Genomic DNA, 16,742 nt, shown 5'->3' with positions numbered 1-16,742 from the left:
TTAGGAGTAGATTCCTCCATTAATATTTATAACTTCCCCAGTAATATATGATGCCTTATCTGAAGCCAAAAACGCTACGGCATGCGCCACTTCTTCCGGCTCCCCAAATCTATTTAGAGGAATCATATTTTTCAATTCCTTTTCATTAAGTTCTGCCGTCATATCCGATTTTATAAATCCTGGCGCCACCGCATTTACAGTAATTTTTCGCTTAGCCACTTCCTGCGCCAAAGCTTTAGTGGCTCCAATCAATGCTCCCTTAGCAGCTGAATAATTAGTTTGACCAGCCGTTCCTTTAACCCCTGATACCGAAGCAACATTTACAATACGGCCATAACGATTACGGAGCAACTTTTGGATAAAGAAATTGGTCACGTTAAAAAAACCATTCAAGGAAGTATTGATTACGTCCTGCCAGTCGTTTTGGGGCATCCACATAAACAGACCGTCCTTTGTAATACCTGCATTGTTAACAATCACCTCAACAACTGCTTCTTTATTAGCTTCCTGCCAAGCTCCCAAAACAGAAGCCACCTCTTCAGCATTAGCTACGTTAAACTTGAGGATTTCTGCAGTATTCCCTTCAGCTTCCACTGCCTGCTTGGTTTCCTGAGCCGCAGTTTCATTACTATTGTAATTAATTAAAATATGGTAGTTGGTATCTTTTGCTAATTGAATACAAATGGCTCTTCCTATTCCTCTGGAACCACCTGTGATTATGGCACACTTCATTTAATTAGTTTTTAAGCGGATATTTATTGCAATTATAGGGTTTATTGGAATAATTCCAAATTCTCAAACTCCATATCTTTCAATATTTCTCCATTGGTATTGATGTAGTACCAGGACTTCTTTTCCTTTACCCTAGCCAAGCCATCAATAAACCCTTTTTCATTATTTCTTTTGAACACCGAAAAGCCACTTGCTGTTATATCGTATTTATCGTCTATCACCAAATCACCTTTTGTATTGATAAAACCCCATAATTTAGAAAGTTTTACAGGCGCCAAACCATCCTTGCTAAATATCTCGGCATCTTTATATTGAAAAGGAATAACCGCTTCACCAGCTCTGTTGATATAACCCCAATTCTTGTCTTTCATTACAGGTGCTAAGCCATTTACAAAGGCACGGGCCTTTTCATAAGCTGGCGCGATTTCCCATTTCCCTTCGGCATTTACAAATCCCATTTTACCATCCTTCTCTGCATAGGTAACTACTGGATTATACATAAAGTCCCATACTTTTTGGGCTCCTTCTACTTCTTTAAAAGCACCATTGGAAATGATCCCATACACACCTCCCTTAGAAACAATAACCTTGTCGTGATATACATTACTCACTCCATCATACTCTGTAGGCACAAAATAGTTCCCAGACCCATCTACCAAACCCCATTTTTCATTCTCCTGAGCTTTGGCGTAGCCATTAACAAAGCCAAAAACCTTTGAAAATTTTACAGGAACCACAACTTCGCCTTTGGCATTAATAAAACCTACTTTGTCGCCCTGTCTTACAATGGCATAACCTTCTTCAAAATCATAAAGTTTATCTGTAGTAACGTCTTTAAGAATCTGCTCCCCATCAGTATTGATATAGATCCACTGATTATCTTTTAATACAATTGCCACTCCAGAATCGAAGGCCTTTGTTTTTTCAAACATGGGCTGAATGGCCCATTCACCTTTTCGATTAATGAAGCCCCATTTTTTATCATCGGTCATGGCTTCTGCCAAATCTCCCGAAAAATTCTTGGCTATTTTAAATTGAGGTTTGATTTGCCAGTCTCCCGTCTTGGTGATGTACCCAAATTTACCATCTTGATTGGCCAACGCAAGATCCTGCGCCACCATTGAACAAATGCTGCATAAAAACAGCCATAGGAAAGATTTAATTTTCATGATTAACAGCTTTATATTAATAATTTACTTAACAACAATTAGCCCTTGCAACCAAATTTCCCTCGGCATGTTAAAAATCAGACCACTTAGTGCGTCATGATAAACTCCTTCACCTTGTTCACAAAAGGATACATAGCAACATCTTCCTTAAATGCAGGTACAAGAGCTCTTATATCTTCATACATCTGTTTTGTTTTGGAAGAAACCTTGTTTTGCAATTCCAAGCATTCAATCGCCTGAACAATGGTAATCATTTCTATACCTATTACCTCAAAAGCATTCTCGATGACTTTCTTGGTTATCAAGGCCGCATTGGTCCCCATGCTTACAATATCCTGATTATCGTTATTGTTAGGAATACTGTGCACATACATAGGGTTGGACAGCATTTGGTTTTCTGCAGTTGTGGAAGTTGCCGTAAACTGCACGCCCTGCATTCCAAAATTAAGTCCTAAAGTCCCAAGATTTACAAATGGAGGAAGAATATCGTTCAACCTTGCATTGAGCAAATAGTTCAATTGACGTTCGGCCAACATACTTGTTTTGGCAACAACCGTTTTGAGTTTATCCATTTCCAAAGACACATAATCCCCATGGAAATTTCCGCCGTGATACACGTGCTGCTTTTCTACATCTACAATTGGATTGTCATTAGCAGAATTGACTTCCTCTATCAAAATCTTCTCTACACCTTTCAAGGTATCCAACACAGGACCCAGAATTTGGGGCACACACCTTAAAGAATAGTACTCTTGTACCTTTTCCTTAAATACGGAGACATCATCATTATTGGTATACAAATGATGCTCTCGTTTTCGTGTCAATTGGCTATCCTTTAAATGCTCACGCATCCTTTTAGCAATTTCACGCTGCCCCACATGCAGTTTCGAAGCATTTAATTCTTCCGACAAGTGATCATCATAGGCCTGCACAATTTCATTTATGGCCGCAGAAGATGATGTAATCCATCCCAACAACCTTTTAGTATAAAGCACATTTACTATACCAACCCCCGTCATCACAGAAGTTCCGTTCATTAAGGCCAACCCTTCTCTAAGCTCAACAGAAATAGGCTGAAGTCCTTCCAAATCGAATACTTCTTTGGTGGCTCTTCTTTCTCCCTTATAAAACACTTCTCCTTCACCGATTAGCACCAAGGCCAAATGGGCAAGCTGTACTAAATCACCACTAGCTCCTACCCCTCCATGCTCATAAATTAAAGGAATGATATTTCTATTGATCAATTCGGTCATTAACTCAATAACCGATACATGTACGCCAGAATACCCCAAAGAAAGTGTATTCAATCTCGCCACCATGGCAGCTTTCACATACATAGGTGATATAGGTTGCCCCGTCCCAGAAGAGTGGCTTCTTATTAAATTGTATTGTAACTGGATGCGCTCAGAATCCTTGATTTTGTATTGAGCCATGGGCCCAAAGCCCGTATTCACTCCATAAATGACCTTGTTTTCAGAAAACGTCTTTAAAAATTTAAAGCTCTTCGTAACACGTTCCACCACCGTTGGATGGATTTGGATTGGAGTGTTCTCAAAAATAATTTTATAAAAATCTTCAATTCCTAGTTTCCCGTCAAATGTCAGCATCTAAATGTATAAGGTTATTTTTATGATTAAATTTTAATAACTGAAACGAAAGTAGTTATTTTGGTTAGCAAATTTAAAATAATAAATGAATTTATTCCACTAAGCACATGAGCGATACCACTGTTGATGTTTTAATCATAGGAGCAGGCCCTTCAGGCTGTGTGTCAGCCGCCTATTTGCACAAACAGGGCATTAAAGTCAAGGTGATTGAAAAAAGTAAATTTCCACGATTTGTGATTGGGGAAAGCCTTTTGCCTAGATGCATGGACCACTTTGAAGAAGTAGGACTATTAGACTGCTTGAAAGCCCAAAATTTTGAGGTAAAAGCTGGCGCTCGATTTTTAAGGGATGATATTGTTTGTAATTTCGACTTTAGCCAAAAACACACCGAAGGTTGGAACTGGACTTGGCAAGTCCCTCGAGCCGATTTTGACAATACATTGGCTCAAGAAATCCAAAGCTGGGGTGTAGACATTCAATTTCAACATGAAGTGGTTGATGTGCACATTAAAGAAGATGGCACTTCAACCACCATAATAAAAGATGAAACAGGAAAGGAATATACTGTAAATGCGAAATTCATTGTGGATTCCAGTGGTTACGGAAGGGTATTACCAAGACTTTTGGATTTGGATAAGCCCTCCTCTATTCCCGAACACTCTTCAATTTTCACCCACGTAAAAGACCTCAAACGTCCAGAGGGAAGAGAAGGCACACTGATTACCTTTGACGTTCTAGACAAAGACACCTGGTTTTGGGTCATTCCTTTCTCAAATGGCATTACCAGTATTGGTTTTGTAGGCAAAAATGAATTGATCGATACTTATGAAGGTTCCAACACCGAAAGGATGAAAGCCATGCTCAAACTATCCAAATATTACCATGACCGATTTGAAGGTTTAGATTTTGAATTTGAACCTGTATGTATTAGAAACTATTCCAAAGCTGTTAAAAAATTCTACGGAAAAGGATTTGTATTAACTGGAAACAGTGCCGAATTTCTAGATCCTGTATTTTCGTCAGGAGTCACCTTTGCCACGGAATCTGCGCTTCAATCGGCGAAATTGATTTCCAAAGAATTAAAAGGCGAAGTGGTTAACTGGGAAGTAGACTATGCCGATTACATCAAATATGGTGTGAACGTATTTGCCACCTATGTGAAGGAATGGTATACTGGAAATCTGCAAACGTTATTCTTTCACAGACCAGAAAACCAAGATGTGAAACGACAAATATGTGCGGTTTTGGCAGGCTATGTTTGGGACCAAACCAATCCATTTGTAAAAAAGCACAATCGAATTGTGGCCACATTGGCACACCTCATCAATATGGAAAAAGAAAAAAGCGAATAGAAATCTATTCGCTTTTTTCTTGATTTCAACTTCTGGTTTATATAAAAAATTTGCCCGATTCCATCATCAAAATCCAAACTATTTTCACTATCTTAAATCGTGTTTTTCAAACCCTAAACAATCACAAATTCTAGTTAAAGGTTCTCATTTTCAGCACCAACAGAAATAACTTTATATCAATCAATAATTAAATAACCAATGGGCAAACTCCAAAACATTCGCAACTATGCCATTTTTTCCTCATTGGTTCTCACCATAATTTTAACCATTGCATGTAAACGCTCAGAGTCTGCAAACAATACCAAGCAACAAAAGACCGCGGCTTCAGTAATATCTCCCTCGAGTCCATCCACCCCATCAGACTATTCCAAATTACCCATCAACATTCCTGAAGAGAAGTTTAAACCGTTGCTTACTTTCTACAATCAAAAACTAATCGACAACCTACAAAAAGAACTCTATGCCAATCCGCAGTGGAAACGTCTTATAGAAAACAAAAAAATGTCGGTTGGTGTGGTTGACCTAAACAACCCTGAAAAACCACGTTTTGCTTTTCTCAACGGGGATGTTATGATGTACGCTGCCAGTCTACCAAAAATTGCCGTGCTTTTGGCAACTCAGGATGCCCTTGAAAAAGGAGAATTGGAAGAAACCGACGAGATTTTGAAAGACATGCGGTTAATGATAAGCAAATCCAACAATCAGGCCACCACCAGACTCATAGACAAATTGGGGTTTGAGAAAATTGAAAGTGTGGTGCGAGGTCCCAAATACCAATTGTATCAAGAAGACAAAGGTGGAGGCTTATGGGTGGGCAAACGCTATGCTGCCTCTGGCCCAACCAATAGAGATCCGCTAAAAAACCTAAGCCATGCAGCTTCTGTAACCCAAGTATGCCGTTTTTATTACATGCTGGTCAATGGTAAATTGGTAACACGGGAACGCTCCAAAAAAATGTTGGACATTATGGAAAACCCCGAATTGCATCACAAATTTGTAAATACTTTGGACAGAATTGACCCTGATGCAAGGCTATTTAGAAAATCTGGGACTTGGCAAAATTGGCATGCAGATTCTATTTTGGTTTGGGGTGAAGAAAGAAAATATATTTTAGTAGCTTTGGTAGAAAACCAATTTGGAGAACAGATTATCAGAAACTTAGTCGTTCCCGTTGAAGCTGCCATAAAGATGTAACTATGCCCAACACCAAAGAACTCAAAGCCTACCTACTAAGGGTATTTGATATCAATGAAGACGAACTGCAAAAAACACTGTTGTTGCAGCTCAATATTTTTTTGATTGTTACCACCCTTCTCATTGTAAAACCAACCATTAATTCCATCTTTTTATCACAGCTTACTGCCAAAGCACTTCCTATTGGCTACATTCTCACTGCCATTTTCGCCATTGCCGGCTCCTATTTTTATGACAAGGCTCTCGAAAAATGGTCCCTTATAAAAATCATCAACCGCACATTTCTAGGTTCAGTTCTTATACTAATTCTATTTGGTGTGGCATTAAATTTACATCTCGGATTACGGTATTTGCTTTACATCCCGTATGTATTTATCGCGATTTACGGCCTGTTGACTACCTCTCAATTTTGGCTCTTCGCCAACATGCTCTACAATGCTAGGGAAGCTAAACGCGTTTTTGGATTTATTGGCGCAGGGGCTATTGCCGGGGGGATTGCTGGAGGATACATCACTTCGCTCCTTTCCCTATTCATGCCCTCGGAAGACCTACTGTTTGTTGCCGCAGCCTTATTGTTTTGCTGTATCCCGATTACCCGTTACCTATGGCGTTCGGAAATCATTAAACACCATAGCCGGTTTGTCACACACAAAACCACCCAAAATGGACAATCTCCCTTAAAACTTATCAAGCAATCACACCTCTTATCCTTATTGGCAATCGTCATTGGTATAAGTGTGATTGTGGCCAAATTGGTAGATTATCAATACAACCACTACGCTTCGGAACTCATTGAAAACCCAGAAGAGCTTACTGCTTTTTTTGGCTTTTGGCTGTCTACCCTTAGTGTTATTTCATTGATTATTCAATTGTTCTTTACCAAACATATTGTAGGAACTTTTGGGGTTGGAAAATCACTGCTTTGGTTACCTGTAGGTATTCTTTTTGGTTCCATTCTTCTAGTGTTTCTTCCAGAACTTTGGGTCATAGTTCTCATTAAAATTGCCGACGGAAGTTTAAAACAATCTGTCAACAAAGCCGCTACCGAACTTTTGGTAATCCCCATCCCTATTGATATCAAGAAAAAAACAAAAACCTTTATCGATGTGGTCATCGACAGTATTGCTACGGGTATTGCCGGATTCTTGCTCATCTTCATTATCAATGGACTTCAATTGCACCGCATTTACGTGAGTCTACTCACCATAGCCTTTATTTGCGCTTGGATCTATTTCATTTTCAAAGTAAAAAAAGCCTATATTTTAGCGTTCAGAAAACTATTGGATACTTCGCATCCTAAAAGCGACAAGGAAGACGAACCAAAACCAGAACTCCCCGTCACTTCCATTATCAACAGTGTAAAACGGGTGTTTGAACAAGGTACGGAATCACAAATTTTGCATATGCTGAACAGAACTTTGGAACAACCCGACGAACGTTTTTTTGATGCAACCAAAGGACTTCTCAACCATAACTCCCCAAAAGTAAAAGCCTTAGCCATAGAGAACCTCTACTTTCTAAAAAAGGAAGACCTTTCTGCAACCATCGAGCCTTTGATTTATGATCCAGATCAAGAATTGACTACTAATGCCCTGAGATATATTATCCATAAAAACAGAAAACATCCAAAAGCCGTTTTTGAAAAATATATCAATAGCAAGGACGAATCCATCAAAAATGCGATGCTCATAAGTTTATCTCTAGAACTTCAGAACAAACATCAATTACTTCAAAAATTTGAATTTGAAAATTGGCTTGAAAAAGCCATTGCAGAATATAAAAACAGTGAAGACCCTGTTTACAAAAAACATAAAATACTTTCTATTTTGGAAGCCATAGGCCATTCCAAACTAAAAAAATACGATTATGTCCTTACTGCTGAATTCAACAACAAAGACCCAGAAATTGCCAATGTAGCTATTACAAGAGCGGGAAGCTCCAAGTCTTTGGATTATGTAGAAGCCATTGTAGATCAATTGTCTCGAAAGGAAACTAGAGAGACTGCCATGGAAGTGTTGCATAACTACGGCCCTAGTATCATTGAGGTGTTGGTTCAAAAAACTTTAGATGAAGATCTCCCTATCGATGATGCCCATTTCATCCCTTCCGTCATTGAATCGTTTTCTTCGCAGCAGGCTGTAAACGGTCTTATAGAACTAATCGACACCACCGAACATGCCGTGACCATTGCCGCCATCGAGTCATTACAACATTTAAAATGGGAATATCCTTCACTAAAAATCAAGGATCAGTTTGTGGTAGACAAAATTTTGGACGAATGCCATTTGTACCAAAGTACCCTTTCGTCCATTCACTCGCAAATCATCCTAGACTTTAAAGAGAAAAGCGAACACAAGGACCATACCGCCATTGACGATGCCAGACGGGGACTTATGAGAATCTTGGAACAGAGATTGGACCGTCAATTGCATCGCATCTTTAAGTTTTTAGGGATTAAATATCCGCCTCATGAAATCGAACCAATTTTGGATATCATCATTAATGGCGAAGAAGAGCAACGTACCAATGCCATCGAATTTTTGGATAATGTCTTGGACATGCACTTAAAAAGAGAATTGATTCCAATAGCAGAATCTGTAATTATTTCGGATAAAATTTCTGAAGAGATGATCGACAAACTGAACCTTACGGTTTACAGTGAATCCGAGTGCTATAAAGTATTACTGCAACGACACGACATCAAGATCAAGCATGCCGTATTGTATTTGATAGAAAAAATAAACCAGAAAAAATTTATCCCTTTAGTGGACATTGTATTGAATGACCAAAGCAAAACAGTTCGACAACAAGCGCATACAATTAAAGAGCAACTGCAAGCACTTACTTAATCCCGAATAAGGGCATCTATTTTGGAAGCCAACATCAAATGGTCATATGCTGAATTCTTATTGAGCACATTGGACATTAAACAAACCGCATATTTTGTGCCATCCGGCTGCTCCACAATGGCTACCGAGTTCATATAGTTATACACATTGCCTTCATAATCGCCGCACCCAGGATTTTTACCTCGGTCGCATTTATAAAAACTCCCCGATTTAAAATACACCGCAGCGCTATCCAATTTTTTTGAGGCTGCATAACGAATACGTCTATCGGTTAAATACAACAAACGTTTCATTTCCAAACTGGAAGCTTTATCAATAAACGCTCCCTTTTCCAAAGCCACCATATACTTCATCAAACCAATCGGCGTCCCTATACTACCTCCCGTTCCAGGGATATGCTCTCCAGCTCCATTGGTGAAAAATTTACCAAGACGCCATTCGTCCTCACTAATTCCGACATCCCTTAAAGGCTGGTTAACAATTTTTATAGCTAATTCAGACAATTCCTTCTTGGATGTTTCCTTAAAATAAGTCTCAGCTTCTTCAAACGTCAAATCTGGATATTTATCTTCAAACACATGCATCAACAAGGCTTCACGCCAAACTACACTAGCTGCTCCATTGTTACTCACCGAAACCATATTATCCAACCACTCATACAGAGTAAACACATCCTTTTCAGTCACCTTACGTTTTACCATTTTTTTGGTTTCCAAATTATAAACAGGTACGGTGTGATGGTCATACAAAGCCCAATCTCCTGCCTTTATTGTTTTGGCTTTCATCAAGGCTAGTCGCTTGTCAAAATCGTTTGGATAGACACGACAAAGCCCTTCAAAAAATGAAGCCAACACAACCAGTTTCCCAACACTCCCTGGCTGATACCCCTCTGTTTCCCTATGTTGTGCATAACGCACAGGATGACCTTTGGTCATATCCAAAACAGTTAAGGAATAGTTTTTATCCAAGCCTTTAAAAAGAGCATCCACTTTCTTTTGGAGAGGTTCGTCTACCGCAGGAACGCCTAAAAATTCATCTTTTCTATCCAGTAAATTCAACTTTATGGAATCCATGGGATAAAAGGCACCTGCCGGAATTCGATTGCTTTCTATCTCCCCTTTTTTAACCTGCTCCCAATACACCAAACGTTTAATTCCCGTGCGGTCATACCCGTCAATAGGATAAAATGAAGACAACGAAAACCCTACAACAATAATGAGAATACCAATGCCAAATCTTAATTTCATAATTTATAGTTTTGTATTGAGTGAAAGTGTTTTTTGCATGTCTACTTCAGGAGAAATAGACTCCAAATAGGTAGAGCTCTTGGCTCGTTTATTTTCTACGAATGGCCTCACCTGAAACAACCACAGTTTTCCATCCTTAAAGCCTAGCTCTACATCATAAGGCCCTTGAATCCCTTGAGCTTCCATTTTATCCACAAGCGTTTTACTGAATATGTTCACCTGCCTTCTAGTCTCAGGACTTACAATAGGTGTTTCAAAAGTGGTAACATGCTCCTCAGTCCCCCCTGTTTTTGGCAGTGATTTATAAAAAGGCTCACGGGAAGGCGCAATTAAACTATAGCCCCCATTGGAAGCGATGGCCCAAGTTTCGGCGGCCTGCCCATCTACAGCACCACCAACGCCCCAACTAAAAGCCACGGTAATCTCATCGGTTTTTCCAGAAGTGACGCCTTTGGTAATCATCACCCCCGAAAAATCATTGTCCACCCCAGGAATCACTACGATAGAAGGATATACATTTTCTGGATTAGTCAAATATTTTTGTCGCCATTTAAAGCTGCGTTCTGTATAAGGCGACGCCCAAACGGTCTTGATTCCTTTGATGATTTTTTCTTTTTCAAGAACATTGAACAAGGTCAAATTCAAGCCCGCCCCTGTAAAACTTTTAAGATCTTCCATATTGGTGTCACTCCTCAAGAACACGGGCACAGTCCCTAATTCACCTCCTAGAATGGAAGCAAATGAAGTCTCCAAATTATCCACAAAGGCATCCGTCAAAGGCATTTCAATGATCAAATTTCGTAATTGGGCCAATTCCTTTAACTGATACGCTTCGACAGCTTTAGCTGACTCTCCCTGCTCACTCATTTGTCGTGCATTGGCAAAAATACTGTTCAAATATTCCCAGTAAGTCTGTTCCCTTCCAGGAATCGTCTGTTTCATATGCTCTAAAAACACTCCAAAAGGAATCACAAAGCCATTCACCACATGGTCTGGAAAATTTTGTTTCAACTCTCCCAAATTAGCAGCTTTCGGTCCACAATATATACCTGATGAAGCCGCATTAACTTCACTTAAACTCATCGTTGTATTACGATCCAATTTAATTTTTTCAACAGGTACCGTAATCATTTCATGACTTTGTTCTGTTTTACTAAACAAATTACGCTCTTCATCGGTCATGTCACTTTCCGATTTCATAATCACCGTTCCAGAATTGGAAACTGCATAAAATACTTTTTCGCCGGCATGTTTTTTAAAAGAGGCCACATTAGCACTGGAAACTGCTGCGTTGGGGATTCCCAAATTTCTGGCCAATAATTGTACATGCGACACAAGATTCCCTTCGGAAACATTTAAAATTCCAGCCACTGGTTTTAAATCGGAAGGCGGCCTTCCAAACACATAAATATTATTGGGATTGACTTCCATATTTTCTGCAGAACCTTCCACAACTACCAATTCCCCAAACGCGTATCCAGGATTCAAACCATGGATGTGACTTTGATTGTTAAGGTCCAAAACGTGGTTGCTCAAAGAAGAAGCTTCGGTGATAAAATTCCCCAACTTTCCTATACTATTTCCCAAATACAAGGCCACAGAACCTCTAATCCGGTCGTCTAAAAAACCATGTGCCAAGGGTTCGAATCCTTCATAAAGGGACACAACCGATCCAAAAACGGCACTGTTCTTTCCAGTTCCCCATTCCAACTGTTGTCTGGCCGCGATCAAAAGATCCTGCAAGGCTTCCAGAGTCGCTTCGTTATTACTTTTTTCTGAAAGAGACACTTGCAACTGGTCCCATTCCCACAGTTCTGTATACCCCGAAGCAGCCGAGGCCATGCTTAGATAACAGATTTTATCGGTTAAGGATTTTAAATCTTCCTCGGGATATTCGGCAATCTGTTTGGTAATTAACAATTCCAGTTTTAAAGACAAATCAAATAAGGCCAAACGCCCTTGAGGCGAGGACTCTTCCAACATATGCTCCCTAATGAACCACATGGCATCAGCCGACGCTTCGATGGTTTCGGTGATTGGAACATCGGTATAACCTTCAATAAATCCATTAAGATATGAAGCGATATCTTTATTAGTCACATCTTTTAAATAGTCAGACAACGAGGCCACCTTCACTGGCTCAAAAAAGCGCTCCATGGTTGTCACCAATTCATCCAAATCCTTTTGAAGACTTGGCGTAAGCTTGCTCCCCTGACTTTTTTTGAATTCTTCAACCTTGGAGATATCCGACACTTCCGGTTGGCCGTGAATTTTGATTCTTAAATTCATAAATGGCTCATAAGCATCGGCGACCGCTTTGGATTGACTGCGCATAAGCTGCGCCACATTATCATCGCCGGCATGCGGCACATCTTTTATGGCTTGGCGCAAAAAGTAAAAATGCTTTTCAATATAACTATCGTTGCCTAGCAATTCATTAAAAAAAGCCTTTCCCCAAGCCTCTTCATCCTCTGCCTGAATGGCTCCTCTGTAAAATTGTGATTTTCGATGAATCCAGCCATCATCAACAGATTTCAAGTATTTTTCCAGCATGTACTGCTTGATTCGGGAATGGTAATTGGCCTTATCCCAAAAGGCTCCAACATCGGTAGACGCCAAAATCTGCCCCAAGTACACATGGCTTTGCTCCCCTAAAGCCACAACCTCTTCCTTATACCTTGCATGTTGCACACCTTCGCCCTCACAAGGTTCCTTGGGCATGTTAATGGTTCCATCTTCGCAAAACCAACGAATATCACGATATGGCCCTCTAGCATCTGCTTTATAGCTCGTAATCATCGATTTTATTTTGTCATTGTTGATAGTTGAGGTATTGGTATGCTGTGAAAAATTGTAAACAGGAAAACAAAGTAAGAAGAAAAAGAGGGCTTTGAACGGCTTCATAGTGTATCAAATTGATTTTCAACTAATTTAGAAAATTTTTCCCATAACTCCCTGAACCACTTATAAAAAACAAAATCTTTATATCATCGTTTCTTAAAATCCAACCAACTGAAAATATCACTACCTTTAGGACTCCCCTCCTCTAACCACAACTTAAAAGAACATCCAAAATGAATTTCAAATGAAAATCCTTTTTTTATTAATGTGTTGCCCTATACTATTGTTTACATGTAAAGAACAACCGTCAAATGAAATTTCACCTATAAAAACTGTCGCCAAAAGTAATTTCACTCACAAAACCATCGTAGATTTATCGCACGACTATTCTAGGGAAACGGTGTATTGGGTGACAGCCAAGGAATTTGAAAAAGACACGGTATTTATGGGGCCTACCGACAAGGGATATTTCTATTCTGCCTTCAACATTTCCACTGCGGAACATGGTGGCACCCATATTGACGCTCCCATCCATTTCTCTGAAAACGGACAATCGGTGGAAGAATTGCCTTTGGAACACCTTATAGGACCAGCCATTAAAATTGATGTTTCTTTCAAAGCACTCCAAAATCCTGATTATTTAATCAGCATTGAAGACCTGACCGATTGGGAAACCAAAGAAGGGAAGCCCATCCCTAACGGCAGCATTGTTCTGCTACAAACAGGTTTTTCAAAATATTACCCCAACAAACTGCAGTATTTGGGCACCGAAGAACGTGGTGAATCTGCTGTTGCCAAACTTCATTTCCCTGGACTTTCCCCTGAAGCGGCAGAGTGGCTGTTAACCAACAGAAACATTCACGCCATTGGCATTGACACGCCAAGTATAGATTACGGGCAATCGCAATATTTTAAAAGCCATGTCATATTGCTTTCCAAAAATATTCCCGCTTTTGAAAACCTCACCAATTTAAATTTACTCCCTGCACAAGGCTTTGAAATCATTGCCCTCCCCATGAAAATTAAAGGTGGTAGCGGCGCTCCTTTACGAATTGTAGCACTTTTAAATCCTTAAGGCAACAACATCTCAACCAATACAGGAAAGTGATCTGAAGGATATTGTAGGTTCCAATTATCACTCAACACCGCGTATTTTTCAACTGTGATATTTTTACTTGTAAATACAAAATCAATGCGCTTGGTAACCGGTTCCTCAAAATGGAATCCATTAAAGGTCCCTTCAGGACCAAAAGCGACCGTAGTGACTGCTTTGGAATCATTCAAACTTTTTGTAATGTATTGAATGCTCTCATGTCCTGATTCCATGTTGAAATCCCCTGATAGAACTACAGGATAATTGTTTTTATTGAGTTCCTTAATTTTTTCAACAATCAAAATCGCGCTGTTTTTTCTAGCCACTTCCCCAACATGATCAAAATGGGTATTGAACATCCAAAACTTTTGCTTGGTGGTTTTGTTTTCAAATAAAGCGTAAGTACAAACCCGATTACAAACAGCATCCCATCCCATAGAAACTTTGTCTGGCGTTTGGGACAACCAAAAGGTAGAAGACTCCAAAACCTTCAATTCGTCCTTTTTATAGAAAATAGCTGAATACTCACCTGCATCATTTCCGTCATCACGACCAACTCCCACATAATCATAGTCCGGCAACAGGCTTTCCATATCTTTCATTTGATTGGGCATCGCTTCCTGAACTCCCAAAACATCCGGCTCATAAAACTTAAGCTGATTGATAAAAAATGGTTTTCGGTTGGCCCAACTATCCTTTCCTTCCTTTGGATAATCCAACTTGATGTTATAGCTCATCACTTTTAAGTCTTGTGCCTGTGCAAAAGTCAGGATGAACAATCCTAATGCGGTAACTATTTTCTTCATCATTCCACAAATATAACATCTGTTTTTTCTGAAATCCCATTTTCATTAAAGGCTTCTATGCAGAAATAATAAGGGGTATCACGATCCAAACAACGCATGAAATGCTCATTAACATCATAGACCAACCAAGATTGATACAGCTTATCCGGAGCAATTCCCCAACGGATGTTATAACCTTGGGCTCCTTCTACATGATTCCATGAAAATGCAGCGTCTCTTCTATCCTTTTCACGCTTTACGGTAAATCCATTTACCATTTTTGGAGACTCACCCAATCCCAAACCAAACACCCGAAACTCGGACATCGCGAAATTAGCTCCAGGCACTTCCACATTTTTGTAGCGTACATACTTTGCCGTAACAGGAGTATCCAATACGATATAAGCGTTGGGCGCATCTATATTGCTGTTGCTTCGATCTAGAACAGTTTGCCATGTTTCACCATCTTCCGAGACTTCAATACTGAAGCGATGTCTCAGTCCTTCCACACGCGTATAAATACCCGTTTCATAGTCATGGAAATTCAGTTGGAGGGCATAAATTTTCCCTGGATGCAACATCTCTATTTCTATCCATTGCTGATCATTATTGGCTTCGGCTACCCAAAATGTCTTAGGATTTTCATCGGTTAGTACTTTTGAAAGAATTGCTTGGTTTGCATTCTTTTCCAACGGTAATTCTGTCACGGTCACCTCATCATCATTTGAGGTGAATTTCATGATTTGCTTCAAAGACGAAGACACCGTCACGTTTCCTTTATACGACAGTAACATCCAACCATTATGTTGCCCCGCCTTTGTAGGATGATTAGGTGCAAACCTTGGATAGTCTCCATATTCTGTATTGGAATACATCAATCCTTCATCATCAAAAAAAGTTGGAAACATACACAAACGGCGTTCCCATTGGGCATTGGACGCTAGTGCCATGGTTGCAAAATGCCAGTATTGCCCATTAGTTTGCTTAACAGTGATACCATGCCCTGCTCCATTTGTAAAACCACCCGGTTTAAAACTCATAGGGTTATTCTTCATATAAGTAAATGGGCCAAGCGGCGTATCTCCAATATACACGCCATCCGCATACACATTAAACTGCGTTCCTGGAGCTGCATATTGCAAATAGTATTTCCCGTTGTGTTTGGTCATGGAAGCTCCTTCCATATAACCTTCTTTCAAGGTTGGATGAAAGTTATTTTCACCAAAACGTTCCCAACCATGCTCTTCTTCAACCAGATTGATCAAATCTTTTTTCACTCCCATTTCCAAAAAGCGATCATCTTTGTTCAACATTTTCACATGAAGCGGATACACATTGGAAGACCCCCAATACAGATAGGTTTTTCCATCATCGTCGATGAACAATTCCGAATCTTGAATGTTATTGGAAATAGAAGGTGTGGGTGTCCAAGTGCCTTTTTTAGGATCGTCTGTATACAGGATACTTCCGTAACCTGCTGGATCACCCGCAAAATAGACTAAGGAGTCTTTATAATTAAAGGCGGTTGGCGCATTGCAACCTTCAAAGAACCATTGTTGCGGCTTGATGAAATCCCAATTCACCAAATCCTTGGAATGCCAATACCCAAATGATCGCGTTACGAACATATAGTATTCGCCACGAAATTCAATCACCGCAGGATCAGCCCCGGAACGGTAGGATAAATTTCTACTTGAATTGTAAACCATATAGGTATAGTCAATATTCAACGGATTGCAATAGGTTTCGCCCTCTCCTTTTTGCTCATTTTTTTCAATTGGCACAGCTTCCTGGACGGCTTCTTGTTTCTTTTCTGAATTACAGGAAACCAATAGCAATAAGGCCAATGACAGTATTCCAATGTGTTTCATAG

At 39.8% G+C, this 16,742-nt stretch carries 11 protein-coding genes; 4 read left to right on the top strand and 7 right to left on the bottom strand.

Annotated elements, in window-relative coordinates; genetic code table 11:
• The 3 genes from fabG to hutH form a co-directional block, all read right to left on the bottom strand.
• Positions 1-732: a 3-oxoacyl-ACP reductase FabG gene (fabG, locus tag BKM32_RS06845; RefSeq protein WP_076663156.1), complete on the bottom strand. Its 732-nt coding sequence runs from the start codon at positions 730-732 to the stop codon at positions 1-3.
• Between the two features lie 41 nt (positions 733-773).
• A complete protein-coding gene (locus tag BKM32_RS06840; protein ID WP_076663155.1) occupies positions 774-1,901 on the bottom strand; it encodes a WG repeat-containing protein in 1,128 nt (375 codons plus the stop codon).
• Positions 1,902-1,987: 86 nt separating this feature from the next.
• Positions 1,988-3,508 (bottom strand): histidine ammonia-lyase, encoded by a 1,521-nt coding sequence (hutH, locus tag BKM32_RS06835; RefSeq protein ID WP_076663154.1) that lies wholly within the window; start codon positions 3,506-3,508, stop codon positions 1,988-1,990.
• A gap of 107 nt (positions 3,509-3,615) precedes the next feature.
• On the opposite strand from hutH, the gene BKM32_RS06830 reads away from it, so the two are divergent.
• The 3 genes from BKM32_RS06830 to BKM32_RS06820 all read left to right on the top strand — a co-directional run bounded on the left by BKM32_RS06830 (position 3,616) and on the right by BKM32_RS06820 (position 8,903).
• Positions 3,616-4,860 (top strand): NAD(P)/FAD-dependent oxidoreductase, encoded by a 1,245-nt coding sequence (locus BKM32_RS06830; RefSeq protein WP_076663153.1) that lies wholly within the window; start codon positions 3,616-3,618, stop codon positions 4,858-4,860.
• Between the two features lie 198 nt (positions 4,861-5,058).
• Positions 5,059-6,054 (top strand): serine hydrolase, encoded by a 996-nt coding sequence (locus BKM32_RS06825; RefSeq protein ID WP_083702123.1) that lies wholly within the window; start codon positions 5,059-5,061, stop codon positions 6,052-6,054.
• Between the two features lie 2 nt (positions 6,055-6,056).
• Positions 6,057-8,903: an NTP/NDP exchange transporter gene (locus BKM32_RS06820; RefSeq protein WP_076663152.1), complete on the top strand. Its 2,847-nt coding sequence runs from the start codon at positions 6,057-6,059 to the stop codon at positions 8,901-8,903.
• On the opposite strand, the gene BKM32_RS06815 is transcribed toward BKM32_RS06820, so the two are convergent.
• Both BKM32_RS06815 and BKM32_RS06810 read right to left on the bottom strand, forming a co-directional pair.
• Positions 8,900-10,150, bottom strand: coding sequence for a serine hydrolase (locus BKM32_RS06815; protein ID WP_076663151.1), 1,251 nt, complete (start codon positions 10,148-10,150; stop codon positions 8,900-8,902). The genes BKM32_RS06820 and BKM32_RS06815 overlap by 4 nt on opposite strands.
• A 3-nt stretch (positions 10,151-10,153) precedes the next feature.
• Positions 10,154-13,054, bottom strand: a complete 2,901-nt coding sequence (locus tag BKM32_RS06810; protein ID WP_076663150.1) for a PEP/pyruvate-binding domain-containing protein — start codon at positions 13,052-13,054, stop codon at positions 10,154-10,156.
• Between the two features lie 181 nt (positions 13,055-13,235).
• Here BKM32_RS06810 and BKM32_RS06805 point away from each other — a divergent pair, with 181 nt between their 5' ends.
• On the top strand, positions 13,236-14,066 hold the full coding sequence (locus BKM32_RS06805; protein ID WP_253187430.1) for a cyclase family protein: 831 nt from the start codon (positions 13,236-13,238) through the stop codon (positions 14,064-14,066).
• Here BKM32_RS06805 and BKM32_RS06800 read toward each other — a convergent pair.
• Positions 14,063-14,893, bottom strand: a complete 831-nt coding sequence (locus BKM32_RS06800) for an endonuclease/exonuclease/phosphatase family protein (RefSeq protein WP_083702122.1) — start codon at positions 14,891-14,893, stop codon at positions 14,063-14,065. The genes BKM32_RS06805 and BKM32_RS06800 overlap by 4 nt on opposite strands.
• Positions 14,890-16,740 (bottom strand): family 43 glycosylhydrolase, encoded by a 1,851-nt coding sequence (locus BKM32_RS06795; RefSeq protein WP_076663148.1) that lies wholly within the window; start codon positions 16,738-16,740, stop codon positions 14,890-14,892. The genes BKM32_RS06800 and BKM32_RS06795 overlap by 4 nt, the downstream gene beginning before the upstream one ends.
• Positions 16,741-16,742 lie beyond the last annotated feature (2 nt).

The sequence above is a fragment of the Mangrovimonas sp. DI 80 genome (genome assembly GCF_001975575.1).
Lineage (GTDB): Bacteria > Bacteroidota > Bacteroidia > Flavobacteriales > Flavobacteriaceae > Mangrovimonas_A > Mangrovimonas_A xylaniphaga.
The sequence above is the reverse complement of the archived record's forward strand: the minus strand, read 5'-3'. Positions and strand labels throughout refer to the sequence as shown.

Bases quoted from the DNA above. Each gene is read 5' to 3' on its own strand.
- fabG (WP_076663156.1), bottom strand. From the start codon at position 732: ATGAAGTGTGCCATAATCACAGGTGGTTCCAGAGGAATAGGAAGAGCC.
- BKM32_RS06840 (WP_076663155.1), bottom strand. From the start codon at position 1,901: ATGAAAATTAAATCTTTCCTATGGCTGTTTTTATGCAGCATTTGTTCA.
- hutH (WP_076663154.1), bottom strand. From the start codon at position 3,508: ATGCTGACATTTGACGGGAAACTAGGAATTGAAGATTTTTATAAAATT.
- BKM32_RS06830 (WP_076663153.1), top strand. From the start codon at position 3,616: ATGAGCGATACCACTGTTGATGTTTTAATCATAGGAGCAGGCCCTTCA.
- BKM32_RS06825 (WP_083702123.1), top strand. From the start codon at position 5,059: ATGGGCAAACTCCAAAACATTCGCAACTATGCCATTTTTTCCTCATTG.
- BKM32_RS06820 (WP_076663152.1), top strand. From the start codon at position 6,057: ATGCCCAACACCAAAGAACTCAAAGCCTACCTACTAAGGGTATTTGAT.
- BKM32_RS06815 (WP_076663151.1), bottom strand. From the start codon at position 10,150: ATGAAATTAAGATTTGGCATTGGTATTCTCATTATTGTTGTAGGGTTT.
- BKM32_RS06810 (WP_076663150.1), bottom strand. From the start codon at position 13,054: ATGAAGCCGTTCAAAGCCCTCTTTTTCTTCTTACTTTGTTTTCCTGTT.
- BKM32_RS06805 (WP_253187430.1), top strand. From the start codon at position 13,236: ATGAAAATCCTTTTTTTATTAATGTGTTGCCCTATACTATTGTTTACA.
- BKM32_RS06800 (WP_083702122.1), bottom strand. From the start codon at position 14,893: ATGATGAAGAAAATAGTTACCGCATTAGGATTGTTCATCCTGACTTTT.
- BKM32_RS06795 (WP_076663148.1), bottom strand. From the start codon at position 16,740: ATGAAACACATTGGAATACTGTCATTGGCCTTATTGCTATTGGTTTCC.